This is a genomic window from Clostridium swellfunianum, assembly GCF_023656515.1.
Classification (GTDB): Bacteria; Bacillota; Clostridia; order Clostridiales; family Clostridiaceae; genus Clostridium_AT; species Clostridium_AT swellfunianum.
In genome coordinates, this window is the sequence record NZ_JAMOFV010000006.1 from 2,575,479 (window position 1) to 2,592,998 (window position 17,520).

Genomic DNA, 17,520 nt, shown 5'->3' on the forward strand with positions numbered 1-17,520 from the left:
TATTTCCCCTCTATAAAAGATTTTTCAATCTAATCTATTATAATTATGGACAAGCTTTTAAAAGATTATTCATTAAAAAGCATATATGTTTTAAAAAATCTTAAAGGAAATAAAATTAAAAAAAGATAAATTCTTAAGAACTTATCTTTTTGAAATCTACGCTATAGCTTTTTCTGAATTTCTTATAGCTTTCTTTACTCTTACAAAAAACGCTGCGGCTAAAACTAAGGTTGCAGCTTCTGCAAAAGGTACTGTTATCCAAACTCCATCAGCAGCCAATAATCTTGGTAGTGTTAAAAGCCCTATAAGAATAAAACCTATGCCTCTACTTACGGATATAACCATCGAGAACATTGAATATTCTATTGCTTGGTAAAAGGCTCCGAGAGCAATGTTTAGTCCCATAATTATAAAGCCTATAAAATATATACTTATTCCTCTAACAGTTATATTCATAAGTTCTATGCTATCTGTATTAAACAATGAAACTATCTGCCTTGGGAATAATAAGCCAGTAGTAAAGAATAGGATACCAAATAAACCTGAAAACATTACTCCAAGCCTAACAACCCTATTAACTCTGTTATATTTTTCTGCACCAAAGTTTATGCTTATGATAGGCTGAATTGCTTGTGCAACTCCAGTAAAAATAGCCACGCATATTAAGGATATATTAGCAATAATACTATAGGCAGAAATACCAATAGTTCCTGTTATACTTTCAAGCACATTATTAAAAGCAAAAATTACAATACCTGAAGATACTTCAATTATAAAACTTGGTATCCCATTAAGACCTATTCTTTTTACAAGCTGAAGCTCAAAACGAGGCTTTACTAATCTCAGCCTTGAGTTTCCTCTTATAAAATGAAAATATATAAGAAAACAAAGACTTAAAACTGAAGATATAACGGTAGCAATAGCTGCCCCTTTCATTCCCCATCCAAAGGTAAATATAAATACTGCATCAAGCACTATATTAAGTACACTTCCAATAGCCGTCCCCCACATAGCAAGCTTAGGAGCCTTGTCTGATCTTATAAAAACAGAAAGAGTATTTACCATTATAAAAGAAGTGCTGAATAATATAACTACCCTTAAATATTGCTTAACAAGATAAACATTTTCCTCATTAGCACCTAAGAAGTAGCAAAGTTCATCAATAAAAATAGTTCCAAATATAGTTATCAAAGCTCCTATCAAAAATGCTGCAACAACTGAATAAGTAAAAATATCATTAACCTTATCATACTTCCTCTGTCCTATACTTACTGACATAGCAGTAGCACCACCAACTCCCATCAACAGTCCCACTGCAAACAACACATTGTATATTGGAATAGATATGTTTAAAGCAGCCAAGCCCTCACTGCCTACCCCTCTTCCTACAAAAATAGTATCAAACAATATATACATGGACACCATAACTGAACCAGCTATGCTTGGTATCAAAAATTTCATAAAAAGCTTGTTTATATCATCCTTTAAATAATCAACCTTATGAGACATACCGCCGCAACCTCCTTTAACAAATCACAACTACAATAATAAAGGTTATAGCAACTATAATGTCAAGGTTTTTTTATAGGAATCTGAAGTTCATTTATATACTCCTCTTCAATGTTGGAAAACGCTGAATCTGCAATTACAAGCACTACAGCTTCTCCTGATATTTTATAGCCATTATCCCTAATCCATTTTAAAAGCCTTCTGTAAGCTTCCTCACCTTTCTCATATTTACCTTTATAGGCTACAACTGCAAACTCTCCTCCTGGGTAATCCTTTAAACTACTCCAGTTGTCATCGCTAAACAAAATAGCAACTGATTTAAAGTAATTGAATCTTTTCTTTTCAAGCTCTTCTATGCCAATAATACACCCAATAGTTCCATTAAAAAGACTTAAATCATCCTTAATCAATGAAGAAAGTTCCTTTATGCCATACTCAAAGCCAACTTCATCGCCCCCGCCTTCAAAATCAAGATAAGCTATTTTCCTTAAAGGAATATTCTTAATCCTGCATTTGTAGAAGCTTTCCCCTCTGCTGTATTCAGCTATAAGACTCAATTTGTTTTCAATACTATCATACTGCTTCTTTAAAAGTTCAATTTCTTTTAATATCATAATTTTATTTTGCTCAAGTGTTTGTATCATGGACGTTAGATTCCTCTGATTAAAATACTTTCTAACATCCTTCAAAGGTACTCCAAGCTTTTTTAAAAACAAAATAGAATCGAGATGAGCGAACTGCTCAATGCCATAATATCTGTAATTATTTTCTTCATCTATGTAACCAGGTTTAAATAAATCTATCTTATCATAATATCTTAGGGTTTGAGCTGAGATATTATGAAGCTTAGCCATTTCTCCTATCAATATTCTAGGTTTCATATAATCACTTCCCATTTCAAAGCTTGCTTCTTAAATTTATATATTTACATATTTATATAATATATTTTATCATATCGAATAAAATTTAAGCTTACATATATTTATCTAAAAATAAAATAATATAAACATAAAAGTATAAGGAGGCACTTATTGTGGGAATAATGGAAAATTGGTATGACTGGAAAAAAACTCTTGGAAAAGCAGTAGATCTCGGCGAAACTGTTGGAATGTCGGATGAAACAATAACTAATATGGCAGAAAAGGTTGGGACTTATCTTTCAAATCATGTTCATCCACATAATGATGAAGAAAAGCTTTTAAAGGAAATGTGGGATGCATCAGATGAAAACGACAGAAAAGTTTTAGCCAAGATTATTGCAAAAATTGCTGATAAATAAAAATTAAAGGAGCTACCTAAGAGTAGTTCCTTATCCAGTAACTATTTAATTTATTCTTATCTTTCTCTTGTAAATCCCTTATATCTAGTGCCTTGAAATGTAAGCTTGCCTGTATCTCCTTCTACAAGCATTCCATACTCTTGACCAGTTACAGCAAGTTCCATTCTATCTCCGCTCTCAACTTCAAAGGTTACATAATAAAATGTTGAACTTGAATGATGATGTGTACCATTATCGTTATGAACATGGCTTGATACGCTTGTTCTTTTAGAAACAACTTTTGCCCATACTGTCAAAACAGGCTGTGCATTATTATGACTCCAAGTCCTTATACCATTAAAAATAACAAAAACAAAACCTCCAACTACCATAAGAAATATTATAACCATAAAAATAGGACCAAAAGAAAACATGAAGGTGTCAAAAGCATTAAAAGGGCTCATAAAATTGTCCTTCCTTTCATCTATAATTCTTAATTCCAATATATTCTATAACCGTTCTATAATTCCTTTTAATAAAGAAAAAAAGTATATATTAAGTCTGATAAATATAATTTATAACTGAATTCTCTCTAGCTCTTCTCTAGCTTTATTTTTGATATTTGGATATTCTTTCATAATCTTTTGAACTATAGCCCTTTTTAAATTATCTGAAGCTAAACTATCACCTATTATAAGCTCCAAACACCCCTCATAAGGCGTACCATTCTTTATAGCCCCAATAAATTTCCTTATCTCAGTTTCCTGTTTCAAAACATACTTGCTATTCCTGTACCAGGTTGCTCTTTCAGCCATTTTTGCAGCTTTATCAATATCAGTCAGCAGTAATAGCTGTGCCATATTCATATAGCTTTCATAGCTGCCGTTTGAAATACTGAGTTCCTTTTCATAAGCTTTTAGAGCTCCATCAAAATCGTTTAAATTCTGCAACACAAAAGCTAGCCTTTTCCAAGCAGTACTATTTTCAGGTTCCTTGTGGAGAATATCATTAAGAACAAGTCTAGCTTTTTCATAATCTCCTACACCTGAGTATAAAGTGCTTAAATCAAATAGCGGTTCCACCTTAAATGGATTTATATTTATATATTCTTCAAGGCAGCTGATTTTGTCCTTGCTAATGTCCTTAGGGTAGCTTAAAGGAATCATACTGTAATACCTGCTCCAACCATTTTTCATGTCTTCTTTAAGTTCTATTTGATAATCTTGAATATTTAAGCCAATAATTTTTTCGAAGGCAACTTCAAAAGCCAGTTCTTTTGTACTTAAAAGCAGTTCTTCCACTATTCCTTCCCCTCTAGAAAGGATAAGCTGGCTTACAGCATAGTGAGCTTGAACATAAACCTCTCCCTTGGTTTTATTTGACTGACTCATCCATTCTTTGGGATCCATTAACTGATTAAAAGGCATTATTGTTTTAGGCTGATAGATTTGACTTGCCCCCTCCAGTCCTATATAGGATGCAAGACCTTCATTAATCCAAGCTGGGACTCTATCAAATGTAATCCCTTTTGCCTCTATAAATTCCTTAAGCTTGTAATGACAATATTCATGCATGAACGTATCTTTAAAATCAGTGCTTTTTATATCTAGCGATAATATATCCTCATAACAATCTTTTACTAATATATTAATTCTATTTTCTGCTCTTATATAAAAACCTTGAGAATTAACTAAATTAGGCTCTAGTTTTCTAAAAACGTTTTCATCGTAATCAAGATATATAGTTAATGGGTTGCCTGTAGTATCTGATAAAATTTTAGATGTATCTTCCTCCGCCTGAATTAAATATATCTTTATAAGCTTTAATGCAGGTTCCAGACTTGGATGATAATAAACTGTAATATTCTTATAATTGAAGGTCTTAAATATGCTTTTATACTTATCTGTCATTTTCTGAGCAGTCATTCGCTCTTTAGCAGCATCAAAGACCGTTACTGCTTTAGGGTTTTCTTTTAATATTTGAAGGTTCTTGTATTGAATGAAGTATATGCATGATATCAATACACCGCCGATAATTAATAAGTTATATTTCTCCTTCTTTTCCTTTATAAAAATAATCAATCCAAAGACAATACATCCTATTCCAATAATCATACTGATAATACCAAAAACCAAATTTCCTAGTTTACTTAAAAGCATTGATACCAAAAAAATCGCTGATATCAATATTGGATAGACAATTACGAATAGCATCGGTCTAAGAACCTTCATTTTCTTCCTCCAGCACACCCTTTTAATTAGTTTTATTTTTAGTTGGAGAAAGATAGACTATTGGCAGGCTTAAATTTCACAAATTCTTTACAATATTGCATTTAATCATAAAAAAGAAGCAGCAGCTGCTGCTTCTATATTACACTTACCTACAGCTCTTTAGTTAAAAGCTGCAGCTCTTCTCTTTATATATAGCCTGAAAAACAATTCTTCCATGAATGAAAATATACTTGTAGTTATAAGGTATAATCCTAAAGCAACTGGTGTTTTTAGTGTTATTAATACACTCATAGCTGCTGTTATTATAATATTAGTTCTACTTATCTTTGCTTGCGCTGATACCCTTAAAAAAGGCACATAAGCCAACATATTTGGACTAAGCATTGAAAGTACATATATAGCTGGTACTATAAAATAACTATCTGCCATTTTAACACTAGCCACCCATGGCAAAAGTATAGTACCTGCCTGTATTGGCATTCTTAAAATCACATTATATAATGTAAAAATTATTGGCAGCTGCAAGATTGTAGTAAAGCATCCAAGCATACCTTTTGCATTTTCCTTGTAGTACTTTTGAGTTTCAAGTTCTAGTTTTTGTTTATTGTTTTTGTATTTTTTCTTAATCTCTTCTAACCCCTTAGAAATCTCTTGTTGTTCCTGCATACCTAGTTTCTGTTTTATAGATAACGGAATTAAAAGAAGTCTTACTGCTATAGTTAGAAGTATTATTGATATTCCTATATCCCCTGTTATATTAAAAAAGTAGTTAAGTGCTGAACTTAATACATTTGAAATGATGTTCATTCTATCTCTCCTTACTATTAAAATAATTCAATCAACATCATTTCCATTAAAAATGCACACAATACCGCCAAATATCATATTTTTCAAAGCATACATACTGTTTTTTAACTAGGGTTCTTGAATAATCTAAAGCACAGGTATATATGCCTTTTAATTGTCTGCATTGATATTTTACTATATTAGTTTTAGCAATATTTATAGCAGTATAAAGTATTCCAGCGAAGAATACTACCAAAATCATCACATGAAGCATACTTAGACTATCAAATTTCATAATTCTTACCCTCAATATAGTGATATGTTTTACCTAATTAAGAGTTATCATATAACTCTTAATAAATTGTATCACTGATTCATGCAAAAGTAAAGAGCACTCCATCAGAAAAGCAGCAACACCATAGGGCATTAATTTGTCCTGGCTTCTCTGATAAAGTACTCTAATACTATTCTTCCATTCTTATATGGTCAATTATACTACCTTTATTAATCTTTTTTAAGGGAATTATTCCCGATATTAAAGCTATTAGAATTGATCCTATCATTGCAGTTATTATATGCTTAATAGGAAGAAAAAACTCAAATTCTCTTACATTCATCATAAATCTAAATAATATGTAGGATAAGCCTGTTCCTACTATTCCTCCATACAGTGCTGCTATTGCCCCATAGAAAATTGCTTCAAGACATACCATTTTTTCTATAGCCGTCTTTGCCATACCAACAGCCTTAAGCATTGAAAGCTCCCTTGTTCTTAGAATTAAGTTTGTACTAATGGTGTTTATTATGTTTAGGCAGCCAATCAAAGTTATTACCCCTATAAAGCCATAGAGAAATATACTTATAGTAATCCAGTTTTCTCTTTCTTCTCTAGCTCTCTCAACCATATCACTGTAGCCGTATCTATAATCCTTCTGTTTTAAATTGTCTAAATAATTTATTACGCTCTGCTTATCTGTATTTTGTTTAAGTGTAAGTAAAAGCGTACTATTATTTCCAATTCCCGTGATAGCTTTAAAGACTTCTTCTGTAGTTATTAGAATAACACCGCCATTTGGATTATAATCATCGCCAAAAAGCCCTTTTTCTGCAATAGCCATAACCTTTACTTCATTATATTTTATATCCTTTTCCTGTCTTTTTGATAATAATTCATGATCTAATGAAAGCTTTATCTTGTCTCCAACCTTAGAATTTATAACATCAAGCATCATTCCCTTATCGAATTCGCCAGTTCTTATATTTCCTGTCTTTATAAGTATAACTCCATTTTCCTTGTTTAAAGCATCCTTATCTATGCTGCCTTCCTTAAGGTACTTTTTAACTTCTTTTAGTCCCTCATCTCCATAACATATTAAACTATTATTAAGCAGCCCAACCTCATCACCTATTGGATAAGGCTTACTTCCCCAGTTATTTTCGTTCAACTTAGGATTAACACTTTCCTTTGGCATTACTAAGATTGGATTTTGATTCATTTGCTTAAACACTTTATCTACCTCAGGCAAATTTTTTAGTTCTGTATAAACAGCCTCTTCAATACCTTCATCTTTTCTTGAGGACTTATAAACTCTAAAGTCTGGATTTTTACTGTCTTGTATAACATTCATATTGAATATAAAATCAACAAAGCTTCCAAAAACAATGTAAAGTACAATGCTTATAACCATTGAGAAAATTGTTATCCTAAATCTTTTTTTATTTCTTCTTAAATTCTTGTAAGCAAGCTGACCTTCTGCTCCAAACAGGACTCCCGCAAGCCTTGATTTTTTAATTTTTTTAAAATTTTCCTTCTTAAAGCTTCCTGTATTTCTCACAGCTTCCAGAGCTGATACACGTCCAGCTTGTCTTGCTGGTCCAAAAGCTGAAAGATATACCGTAACAATTCCAAGCAAGGCTCCAAGAATAAATACTTGGGGTGAGACTACTATTTGCATATCTTCAAAAAAATTATACTTAAATCGTCCTATTATGCTAATTACACCCTTCATAGCAAATATGCCGCTAAAAAGCCCAAGTGGTATTCCAATAAGACTTAATATTCCTGCTTCTTTTAGCACAATATTTCTTATTTGGTTTGGAGAAGCGCCAGTACATCTTAGTACCCCAAACTGTGATACCCTCTCAAGTACTGATATATGAAAAGCATTATATATTACAGCAACAGTGCTTATTACAATTAGAGCAATTACAAACATTAAAGTTAGTAGAGCACCTTCATTAGCAGTTGGACTTAAGCTTTGAGCATACAGTTTTAATAGCTCTTGATTTGTTTGTATATTATACTTCGCTATTCCCTTGCCTTCATTATTCGTTACTAATAATCCTGACCCTTTAGCAATGTTTTCAAGCTTTTCATAAGCACCCTTTGTAGATTTAAGCTTAATATAAACATTGTAGTTTCCCTTGTCCTTTAAAAATCCACTATCCATATAGGTAGCTCCATAAAAGGTACTGCCATGTCCATACATACTTCTAGAATTTGTTATACCTACAATACTAAATTCCCTCTCATCAATTTTTTCAAATATCTCATTGCTGCTCCAGGAGTTTTCCGGCATAATTTTACCGCTGCCCCCATCCTTTCTTATTCCTAACTCAAGCTTTATTTTATCCCCGATCTTAGGTGTATTTTCAAAGCCAATTAATGAACTTCTGTCTAATACTAATTCATTTGCAGCTTTGGGTAGCCTTCCTTCAATAGCGCTTATTCCACGAGACTTGAAAGCATCATCATCATAGCCGCTTATAGTCAAATAGTTATAAGGCATTTTTTCAGGGTTAGTTTTTCTATCCTGCTCCGTAGCTTTATATATTAAAGCAGTACCCACGCTTTCTGCTACGCCATATTCTTTCACTTCTACGTTATTTCCAATTTTATAAACCTTGTCTCCAGATATATTTACAAAGCGAGCATGGTAGTCTCCATTATTTTTTATTGCATCCCTAATCATTTTATCTCTAAGACTTACCATCATAGTGAAGATAGAAGTCAAAAGAGCTACAGACAACACTATTCCAACTACAGTCAATATACTTCTCTTTTTCTGTAGCTTTAAATATCTATATGTAATCTCACTGTAGCTTTTCATGCTCTCATCACCTCATCCTTACTAACCCTTCCATCTTCGAGGCTTATTATCCTATCTGCCTGTGTAGCAATATTCAAATCATGAGTAATTACAATAAGGGTTTGGTGATATTTTTTAACTGAAAGCCTCAAAAGTTCTATTATTTCCTTGCTATTTTTGCTGTCCAGGTTTCCTGTAGGCTCGTCAGCCAAAATTATAGAGGGCTTGTAAGCAAGGGCTCTCCCTATAGAAACTCTTTGCTGCTGCCCTCCTGAAAGCTCTGAGGGAAGATGATGTCTTCTATCTTTAAGCCCTAAAATATTAATCAAATCCTCTAAGTACTCCTTATCAACCTTCTTATTGTCTAAAAGCAGAGGAAGTGTTATATTTTCTTCTGCAGTCAAAACAGGAATTAGGTTATAAAACTGAAATACAAACCCAACTTTTCTCCTCCTAAATACAGCTAACTGTTTTTCATTTAATGTATAAATATCCTCACCATCTATAATTGCCTTACCATTTGATGGCTTATCCACCCCGCCTAATAAATGCAGCAAAGTGCTTTTTCCTGAGCCGCTAGCCCCTACTACTGCTACAAACTCCCCTTGATTTATTGATATATTAACTTCCTTAAGCGCTTCAACTTTAGTATCGCCTGAGCCATAGCTTTTACATAAGTCTATTGTTTTTAAAATCTCCATATATAAACCTCCCCATAGTCTTTCTAATTACAATATTTAGTTTAATCCTTCAACCTTACAGAGAGGTGAATTTTTATCTTACAATTTAGTAAGGTTTATATGACTCCCTTTAAAAAGGTGATAACAAACCTAGTCCCTTTCATCTTTTCACTGTAGACAGAAATGCTTCCATTTTGTGCTTCTACAATAAGCTTTGATAGAGCGAGTCCTATACCAATACTTTCAGTCTTAACCGTGCTGCTGCCCTTATAAAATCTTTCAAATATGTGGGGCAAATCCTTTTTATCTATACCTTCTCCATCATCTTGTATAATAATGCTGCTAAAGAGCGGTGTTTCGGAAAGCTCAACAGTTATTTCTCCGCCTTTCTCTGTATGCTCTATAGAGTTCTTTGCTATATTTATCAAGGCTTCTGCAGTCCATTCCTCATCTCCATTAAACCTAACATCTTCAGTACTTCCTTTTACTATAAACCTTTGCTCCTTAGCCTCTGCCTTACTCCCAAGAACATTTATCATTTTGTTAACTGAATTCATAAGAGGGATATTTTCTTTTTTAAATTCAATTGCTCCTGCTTCAAGTCGGGCTACTTTCAAAAGATTTAATATAAGCCACTCCATTCTATTAAGCTGAGACCTGCTCTTTTCTAAAAAATCCTCTCTAAGCTGTTCTCCCATATTTATATCTTCAAGCATTAAATCATTAAACATTACAAGAGAAGTAAGAGGTGTTTTTAATTGATGTGAAATATCAGAAATAATGTTTTTAAGAAATATCTTATCTTCCTTAAGTCTTTCAAGACTTAGTTTCAGCCTGTTTGCCATCAGATTAAAATTATGGCCAAGTATTCCGAAATCGCCTTCCCTATCATCAGGCAAGGCTACAGAAAAATCACCTTCAATAACCCTTTCAGCAGCCATAGAAATTTTTCTAACCTTGCCAAATGCCTTGCTATATTCCTTTAGAATTAATATAAGTAATGGAATTAAAAACAAAAATATCGTCCCTGAAGCTTTTAACCTAAAACTATTATAAAAAGCTTCCAGGCTTGGCTCCGACGCATTAGACATAAGCTCCGTATAACCATACTGTTTCAAAACAATTCTACCAGCTTCTATTTCCTGGTGAGTTGCTTTTCCTGTTACAATTCCAATAATCTCCCGTTCAAGCTCAGGGTGCTTCATGAGAATGCTGCCAACTAAGGCTTCATTTTGATTCACAATACTTCTCTTAAGCTGTGATGTTTCATAGCTTGAAAAGACAAATATTATAAGCACAAAAAATATATGTAATACAAGTAGCTTAATTAGTATACTCTTAACCTCAGGATTTTTAAGAAGTGAATTCATTCCTATCACCTTCCTTCCATTTGTACCCCATACCTCTAACTGTTAATATGTACTTTGGTTCAGCAGGATTATCCTCAAGCTTTTCTCTGAGCCTTCTTATATAAACCGATAGAGTATTGTCGTCAACAAATTCGCCTCCTACATCCCATAGATTTTCTAAAATTGTACTTCTGCTAAGTACTTGTCCTGGATGCTTAACTAAAGTTAATAACAATTTATATTCTAGTGAAGTTAACACAACTTCTTGAACTCCCTTAGTAACCTTGCCTTGAAGCAAATGAATCTTTATACCTCCAGTTATAACTACTTCGCTGCTTTCAATTGTTTTAGTTTGCCGCCTTAAGACAGCCTTAACCCTTGAAATCAGCTCTCTAATTCTAAAAGGCTTTGTTATGTAGTCATCTCCTCCCATATCAAGTCCCAGAACAATATTGACCTCTTCATCACAAGCTGTTAAAAAAACAATTGGGATATCAGAGCTTTCTCTTATCTTTTTACAAAACTCATAACCTGTGCCATCTGGAAGCTTTACATCTAGCAAGATTAAGTCAAAGCTTGCTTTGTAAAATTCATTTTTTGCTTTATCCAATCTATCAGCAATAGTTACTTGGAATCCTTCACTTTTAAGCGTAAATTCAAGACCGTAGGCCACAGTGCTGTCATCTTCTACTAATAAAATTTTATACATCTTCTATTCATCCTTTTGTATAGTATTTCAATTTATATTTTAACATAAGAATCCTAAAAAGAATAAATAGCTGTTTCCCTACTTAGAACAGCTTTCTTATGACCTCAATGAAATTATCTCTATAGCTTTTAGCTAAAATCAAAAGCAGCCATAATAACATGGCTGCCTTATAGTTATAATATTTATATTGTAAATTTCTTAAGAATCTCGTCTAAACTTTCAGCCAGATTACTTAATTGTTCTGCTGAACCAACAACCTCTTGTAATGCTGCTGACTGTTCCTCAGAAGAAGCACTTACCTCTTCTGTTGTTGCTGCTGTTTCCTGTGCTACTGCTGCAACCTCAGCTATTTTTTGAACAACAGTTTCCTTGCTTCTGTTTATTTCTTGAAGAGACTCATTAACTTTTTTGATATTTTCCTCTAAAAGCTTCGATGACTCTTCTATTATCTCAAAGCTTGAGTTTGTAAGCATAACGCTTTTCTCAGACTTCTCATTTAGAGCTATTGAAAGTTGAACCCTTTCAAGCACAGCATCGACACTCTTTTTAATATCAATAATAACCTTGTTAATATCTCCAGCAGAACTAGCTGACTGCTCCGCAAGCTTTCTAACTTCGTCTGCAACTACAGCAAAACCCCTACCAGCCTCTCCTGCTCTAGCAGCTTCAATACTTGCATTTAAAGCAAGAAGACTTGTCTGTTCTGTTATAGCTTTAATAGTATCAGTTATGGCACTAATCTTATTTGAGTTATCAGCTAGAACATTAATTTGCTGTTCTAGTTCTTTATTTGCCTTGAATGCTTCTGTAAAAGTATCTCTTAAATTTTCTACTATATGGGTTCCGTCCTCAGTAGAAACCTTAACATTTTGAGATACGGCTACCATTTCGTTGCTGTTTTCTATCGCCTTAATAACCTCTTCTCCAAGCACCCCAACTACCGCTGAACTCTCATCAAGGCTTTCAGCTTGGTCTTGTGCGCCTGCTGAAACCTGCTGAACAGCCCTCGCGACCTCTTCACCAACAGCATTTGATTGTTGGGTAATTGAAACTAACGCCTCTGAAGAACTTTTTATACTCATGGAGGTGTTAGATATATTCTTAATAACAGATACTATATCTTGGACCATTTTATTTATTGCGTTAGCTATAATTTCAATTTCATAACTCATACCTTTTTTATTGTCTATGGCAACAGTGAAATCACCCTTACTAATTTTCCCTAAAACCTCAGTTAGTTTTATTATTGGTTTTGTTACTGAACCCGCAAATATAGTTCCTATTAGTACTGACAAAATTAAAAATACAGCTGAAATAATTAAAGCAATATTTCTACTGCTATTTATTTTATTTAACACTTCCTGCTCAGGCATAAAACCTATGACTTTCCATCCAGTATCCTTTTCCTCTGCAACATAGGTTATGTACCTGTTTCCATCTACAGATATTTTATCCTTATTATCCTTGTTCGATAGTACCTTGGTAACCCACTCCTGGTCCTTTGAGGTTTTACCAAGAAGTTTTGAATCTTTATGAGCTATAATCGTTTCAGTTTTATCTACTATAGCTGCATAACCACCTTGTCCAATTTTTAAATTTTTAACAATATCGGCTGTCGAAGATAGTTTTAAATCTATTCCTACTACTCCTAAAATCTGTCCACTTTTTGCGTCCTTAACAGCCTTAGCAAAGGTTATGACATAAGTTCCTTTTTGAACAGCATCTTCATAGGGATCGGTAATAATTGTATTTCCATTTGCTTGGACAGCGCTTTTATACCATTGTCTAGTTCTTGGATCAAAGCCTGTAAGATCCTGACTTGGTGCTATTATTGTTTTACCATCATTAAGCCCGTAAAAAACACTTGCTACTCCTTTGTGGGTAGACATAAAGGATTCAAATGACTTTTGCAGCCATTGTCCGGAAGAATCCACTTCAAAGATTGCAAGTGCATTTGGATCTTGAGAAAGCATATTTATAGATTCAACATTGCTTTTGTTTGTCTCCCTAATAAGTTCTACAATCCAATTTACATTGTCAGCTGTTGTATCTTCGAATTGATTCCTTAAGTTTTTGTTTGTACTGTACATATTAAAACCCGTAAGTGCAGCAACAGGCATTAACACAGCCAAAATAAGCAATACTAACATCTGATTTCGTAAGGTTTTTGTTTTTCTCATAATTGCCCCCTATAATCACAACATTTTTAATATACCTTAAATATCGTTTTATTCTACAAAAACTTTAGTTTTTCGACTTATTTTTTATAGTTTATAATTAATGCTTACTAATGAAATTATTAAAAAACACCTAAGGTATCTCTCCTCAAGTGTTTGTCTTCTTACTTTATTTCTATCTTTTCTTTACGTCTTTGACTTAAATAAACTATATCACCATTAATTATTGTAAAAATAGTTCTTGCCATCATATCTAATGGATGCTTATCAAAAACAACTAAATCTGCATCATAACCTTCTTCTATTTTACCAACTCTGTCATCACAGCCCAAGATTTCTGCACCATTTATGGTGATACATTTTAATGCATCAATTGCTTTTAACCCTTCAGATACTGTAAGTATTGCAACAGGTCGTAGTTGATCTATTGTATTGTACGGATGATCAGTTGTAAGCCCTACCTTTATTCCCTTTTCAATTAAATGCATAGCTAAACTGTAATCTCTTTCCCTTAACTCTACCTTAATTCTTGGAGTAATTACTGGTCCAAGAGCTATTGGAACGTTCTTTTCTGCCAGATAGTCTATTATAAGTCCGGCTTCTGTACCGTGCTCTATAACTAGTTTTTTAATATTAAATTCTTCTGCCACTCTTATAGCAGTAACCATATCATCGGCTCTGTGGGCATGGGCTCTCAAGTACATATCTCCCTTTAAAACAGGTATGATAGCTTCAAGCTTGATGTCTCTTTCTTTTATATTTCCCTGCTCCTTGTTATACATGTAGTCCTGAGCTTTCATAAAGGTCTCCCTAATAAGCGCAGCTACACCCATTCTGGTTACTGGAGTTTTTTTATTTGTTCCGTAAGTGCTTATAGGGTCTTCACCAAATGCAACCTTAAGTCCTAATGGATTCTTAACAAGCATTTTGTCTATAATATGTCCATAGGTTTTCATTACAAAGTTTTGACCACCAATAGGATTATTGCTGCCAGGAGTACACATTACCGTAGTAACACCACATTTAATAGCATCAAGAAAAGCAACATCCAATGGATTGACAGCATCCAATGCTCTTACATGAGGAGTTACTGGGTCAGCTGCCTCGTTATTATCAAGTCCAAGCTTACCTACAGATTCTTCGATTATTCCCATATGAGTATGGCAATCTACCATGCCTGGCATAACATAGTTTTCCTTAACATCTATCCTTTTTATATTTTCTGCTTCAAAGTCTATATTTTCAGCGATTTGTTTTATTTTGCTGTTCTCTATTAATATATCCTTCTTATTTGTATTCCCATTATTCATGTCTATTATAAGACAATTTTTCAGTAAAATATGCTGCATCAGTGCCCCTCCTGTATTTTTCAGCTTACTAGTACAATCTTTTAGTAACCTGAATTCATTAAAAATATGTCTTCAAATATTATTCCAATAATCAACATGTATCATACTGAATTTGCACATAAAAAATCCCTGAACAAAAGTCCAGGGATTGTATAACTATGATCCTAAGGTTGCAACCATAACAGCTTTAATTGTGTGCATTCTGTTTTCTGCTTCATCAAACACTACTGAGTGCTTGCTTTCAAACACTTCATCAGTTACTTCCATATCCTTCAAACCAAATTTCTTGTAGATATCTAACCCTACAGTAGTATTTAAATCATGGAAGGCTGGAAGACAATGCTCGAATATTACATCAGGATTACCGGTTAGCTTCATCATTTCCATATTTACTTGGTAAGGCTTTAAGAGATTTATTCTTTCTTCCCAAACTGAATCTGGTTCTCCCATAGATACCCAAACATCAGTATAAATCACGTCAGCTCCTTTAACTCCTTCTGCTATATTATCAGTACAGGTTATTTTAGCACCTGTTTCCACTGCAACGGCCATACACTTATCTAAAAGCTCTTGAGCTGGGAACAAACTTTGCGGAGAAACCATTCTAAAGTCCATTCCCATCTTGGAAGCACCTATTAAAAGTGCATTTGCAACATTATTTCTTCCATCTCCTGCATATACAAATACCATTTGATTATAAGGTTTCTTTAAGTGTTCATGAGCAGTTAAAAAGTCAGCAAGCACTTGAGTTGGATGGTCTGCATCGGTCAAGCCATTCCATACAGGCACTCCTGAGTACTTTGCTAAGTCTTCAACTGTTTTTTGAGAATAACCTCTATATTCTATGCCATCATACATTCTTCCTAAAACTCTAGCTGTATCAGCTATAGATTCCTTCTTACCCATTTGGCTTCCTGAAGGACCTAAATAAGTAACATGTGCTCCTTGATCATAAGCTGCAACTTCAAAAGCACATCTTGTTCTAGTTGAATCTTTTTCAAATAGTAAAGCAATATTTCTTCCTTTAAGCTTTTGTTGTTCTGTTCCGGCATACTTTGCTCTCTTCAGCTCTGCCGATAAATCAAGCAAAAATTCTATTTCCTTTGGCGAGTAGTCAAGTAAGGTTAAAAAGCTTTTATTCCTTAAATTATACATATTGGTTTCCCCCTCTTATTTAATATCTTCTCTAAATAGCGGCTGACTCATGCATCTAGGACCGCCTCTCCCCCTGCTAAGTTCCCCTGAAGGTATTGATATAACCTTCACATTATGCTTATCTAATATCTCATTTGTTATGTAATTTCTCTCATATGTTATAACTTTTCCTGGTGATATAGCTAAAGTATTAGAGCCGTCATTCCACTGTTCTCTTCTACCTATGACCCTATCCCCGCCGCCACATCGTATAAGCGTTATATCCCTATTTAGATATTTAGATAATATTCTCTCAAGGCTGTCTTCTTCATGAGTAACCTTAAGAGCTTTATTTTTATAATCATAAGTTATTGCACTTACTTGCAAGTTTCCTTCTATGCCTTGATGAACTGTAAATTTATCGTAATCTATCATTGTAAATACAGTATCAAGGTGCATAAAGGCTCTAGACTTAGGAATGTTAAACATCAAAACTGTTTTAAAGGTTTCCCGTGCCTCGAAGATATTTTTAGCCGTTCTCATTATAGCCTCAGTGCTTGTTCTTTCACTATTTCCAATTGCTATAACCTCATCAGAAAAGATGAGCTCGTCTCCACCTTCAATGCTAAACTTTTCGTTTCTGTTATACCAAAGAGGAATATCAGAATTTTTAAATTCTTGATGATATTTAAAAACATACTTAGCAAAAATAGTTTCCCTATGTCTTATGTGATTTTTCATTGAGTTTAAGGTGATCCCTCTACCTATAGAAGCAAAAGGGTCTCTAGTAAAATACAGATTAGGCATAGGCTCCATTATAAATGGATACTCATTATTATCCTCGCTCAACCCTATTTCCTTGTTTCTAATGCCTGCAATTATGTTATCTATCATCTCTTTTTCAGGCAGAGCCCTTAAATAGTTCTTTAAGGTTCCAGCTATATTTTCGTCCTTAATTTCACTTTCAGCTATAACCTCATCTAGAAAACTCTCTCTAGTTTCTTTATCCTTAACCGCCTGAGCAGCTAAGTTTTCTATATATAAAACTTCCACACCATTATCTGAAAGCACCTTTGAAAAATTATCATGTTCAGTTCTAGCAACTCTTAAGAAAGGTATATCATCAAATAAAAGTCTTGCTAAATGCTCTGGAATTAAATTTTCTATTTCCGCCCCGGGCCTGTGAAGAAGTACTGTTTTGAGATTGCCTATTTCAGAATAGACTTTGATTTTTCTTTCCATCGCTATC

The 17,520-nt window shown here is 33.6% G+C and carries 15 protein-coding genes; 1 reads left to right on the top strand and 14 read right to left on the bottom strand.

The features are described from left to right. Positions 1-156: 156 nt before the first annotated feature. Both NBE98_RS12295 and NBE98_RS12300 read right to left on the bottom strand, forming a co-directional pair. Complete coding sequence (locus NBE98_RS12295; RefSeq protein ID WP_250815280.1) at positions 157-1,509, bottom strand: MATE family efflux transporter; 1,353 nt, start codon at positions 1,507-1,509, stop codon at positions 157-159. Between the two features lie 62 nt (positions 1,510-1,571). Further along, positions 1,572-2,390, bottom strand: coding sequence for a MerR family transcriptional regulator (locus NBE98_RS12300; RefSeq protein WP_250815281.1), 819 nt, complete (start codon positions 2,388-2,390; stop codon positions 1,572-1,574). Positions 2,391-2,551: 161 nt separating this feature from the next. On the opposite strand from NBE98_RS12300, the gene NBE98_RS12305 reads away from it, so the two are divergent. Then, a complete protein-coding gene (locus NBE98_RS12305) occupies positions 2,552-2,788 on the top strand; it encodes a DUF3243 domain-containing protein (RefSeq protein WP_250817569.1) in 237 nt (78 codons plus the stop codon). 56 nt (positions 2,789-2,844) lie between these two features. On the opposite strand, the gene NBE98_RS12310 is transcribed toward NBE98_RS12305, so the two are convergent. From NBE98_RS12310 to arcA, 12 genes are all read right to left on the bottom strand, one after another. Beyond that, positions 2,845-3,231, bottom strand: a complete 387-nt coding sequence (locus NBE98_RS12310; RefSeq protein WP_250815282.1) for a DUF2500 domain-containing protein — start codon at positions 3,229-3,231, stop codon at positions 2,845-2,847. Positions 3,232-3,342: 111 nt separating this feature from the next. Beyond that, on the bottom strand, positions 3,343-4,998 hold the full coding sequence (locus NBE98_RS12315) for a hypothetical protein (RefSeq protein WP_250815283.1): 1,656 nt from the start codon (positions 4,996-4,998) through the stop codon (positions 3,343-3,345). Between the two features lie 159 nt (positions 4,999-5,157). Then, a complete protein-coding gene (locus NBE98_RS12320; protein WP_250815284.1) occupies positions 5,158-5,805 on the bottom strand; it encodes a YidC/Oxa1 family membrane protein insertase in 648 nt (215 codons plus the stop codon). 46 nt (positions 5,806-5,851) lie between these two features. After that, positions 5,852-6,079 carry a hypothetical protein gene (locus tag NBE98_RS12325; RefSeq protein ID WP_250815285.1) on the bottom strand — a complete coding sequence of 76 codons (228 nt, stop codon included), beginning with the start codon at positions 6,077-6,079 and terminating at the stop codon, positions 5,852-5,854. Between the two features lie 169 nt (positions 6,080-6,248). Continuing rightward, positions 6,249-8,894, bottom strand: coding sequence for an ABC transporter permease (locus NBE98_RS12330; protein WP_250815286.1), 2,646 nt, complete (start codon positions 8,892-8,894; stop codon positions 6,249-6,251). Then, positions 8,891-9,574, bottom strand: a complete 684-nt coding sequence (locus tag NBE98_RS12335) for an ABC transporter ATP-binding protein (RefSeq protein ID WP_250815287.1) — start codon at positions 9,572-9,574, stop codon at positions 8,891-8,893. Before NBE98_RS12335 ends, NBE98_RS12330 begins: the two co-directional genes overlap by 4 nt. Positions 9,575-9,669: 95 nt before the next feature. Further along, positions 9,670-10,923 (bottom strand): HAMP domain-containing sensor histidine kinase, encoded by a 1,254-nt coding sequence (locus tag NBE98_RS12340; RefSeq protein ID WP_250815288.1) that lies wholly within the window; start codon positions 10,921-10,923, stop codon positions 9,670-9,672. Beyond that, a complete protein-coding gene (locus NBE98_RS12345; RefSeq protein WP_250815289.1) occupies positions 10,907-11,611 on the bottom strand; it encodes a response regulator transcription factor in 705 nt (234 codons plus the stop codon). The genes NBE98_RS12340 and NBE98_RS12345 overlap by 17 nt, the downstream gene beginning before the upstream one ends. Positions 11,612-11,793: 182 nt before the next feature. Continuing rightward, a complete protein-coding gene (locus NBE98_RS12350; protein ID WP_250815290.1) occupies positions 11,794-13,791 on the bottom strand; it encodes a methyl-accepting chemotaxis protein in 1,998 nt (665 codons plus the stop codon). A gap of 161 nt (positions 13,792-13,952) precedes the next feature. Further along, positions 13,953-15,137 carry an amidohydrolase gene (locus NBE98_RS12355; RefSeq protein ID WP_250815291.1) on the bottom strand — a complete coding sequence of 395 codons (1,185 nt, stop codon included), beginning with the start codon at positions 15,135-15,137 and terminating at the stop codon, positions 13,953-13,955. A gap of 156 nt (positions 15,138-15,293) precedes the next feature. Continuing rightward, entirely contained in the window at positions 15,294-16,292 is a 999-nt protein-coding gene (argF, locus tag NBE98_RS12360) for an ornithine carbamoyltransferase (protein ID WP_250815292.1), read from the bottom strand. A 15-nt stretch (positions 16,293-16,307) separates the two neighbouring features. Then, complete coding sequence (gene arcA / locus NBE98_RS12365) at positions 16,308-17,519, bottom strand: arginine deiminase (protein ID WP_250817570.1); 1,212 nt, start codon at positions 17,517-17,519, stop codon at positions 16,308-16,310. Position 17,520 lies beyond the last annotated feature (1 nt).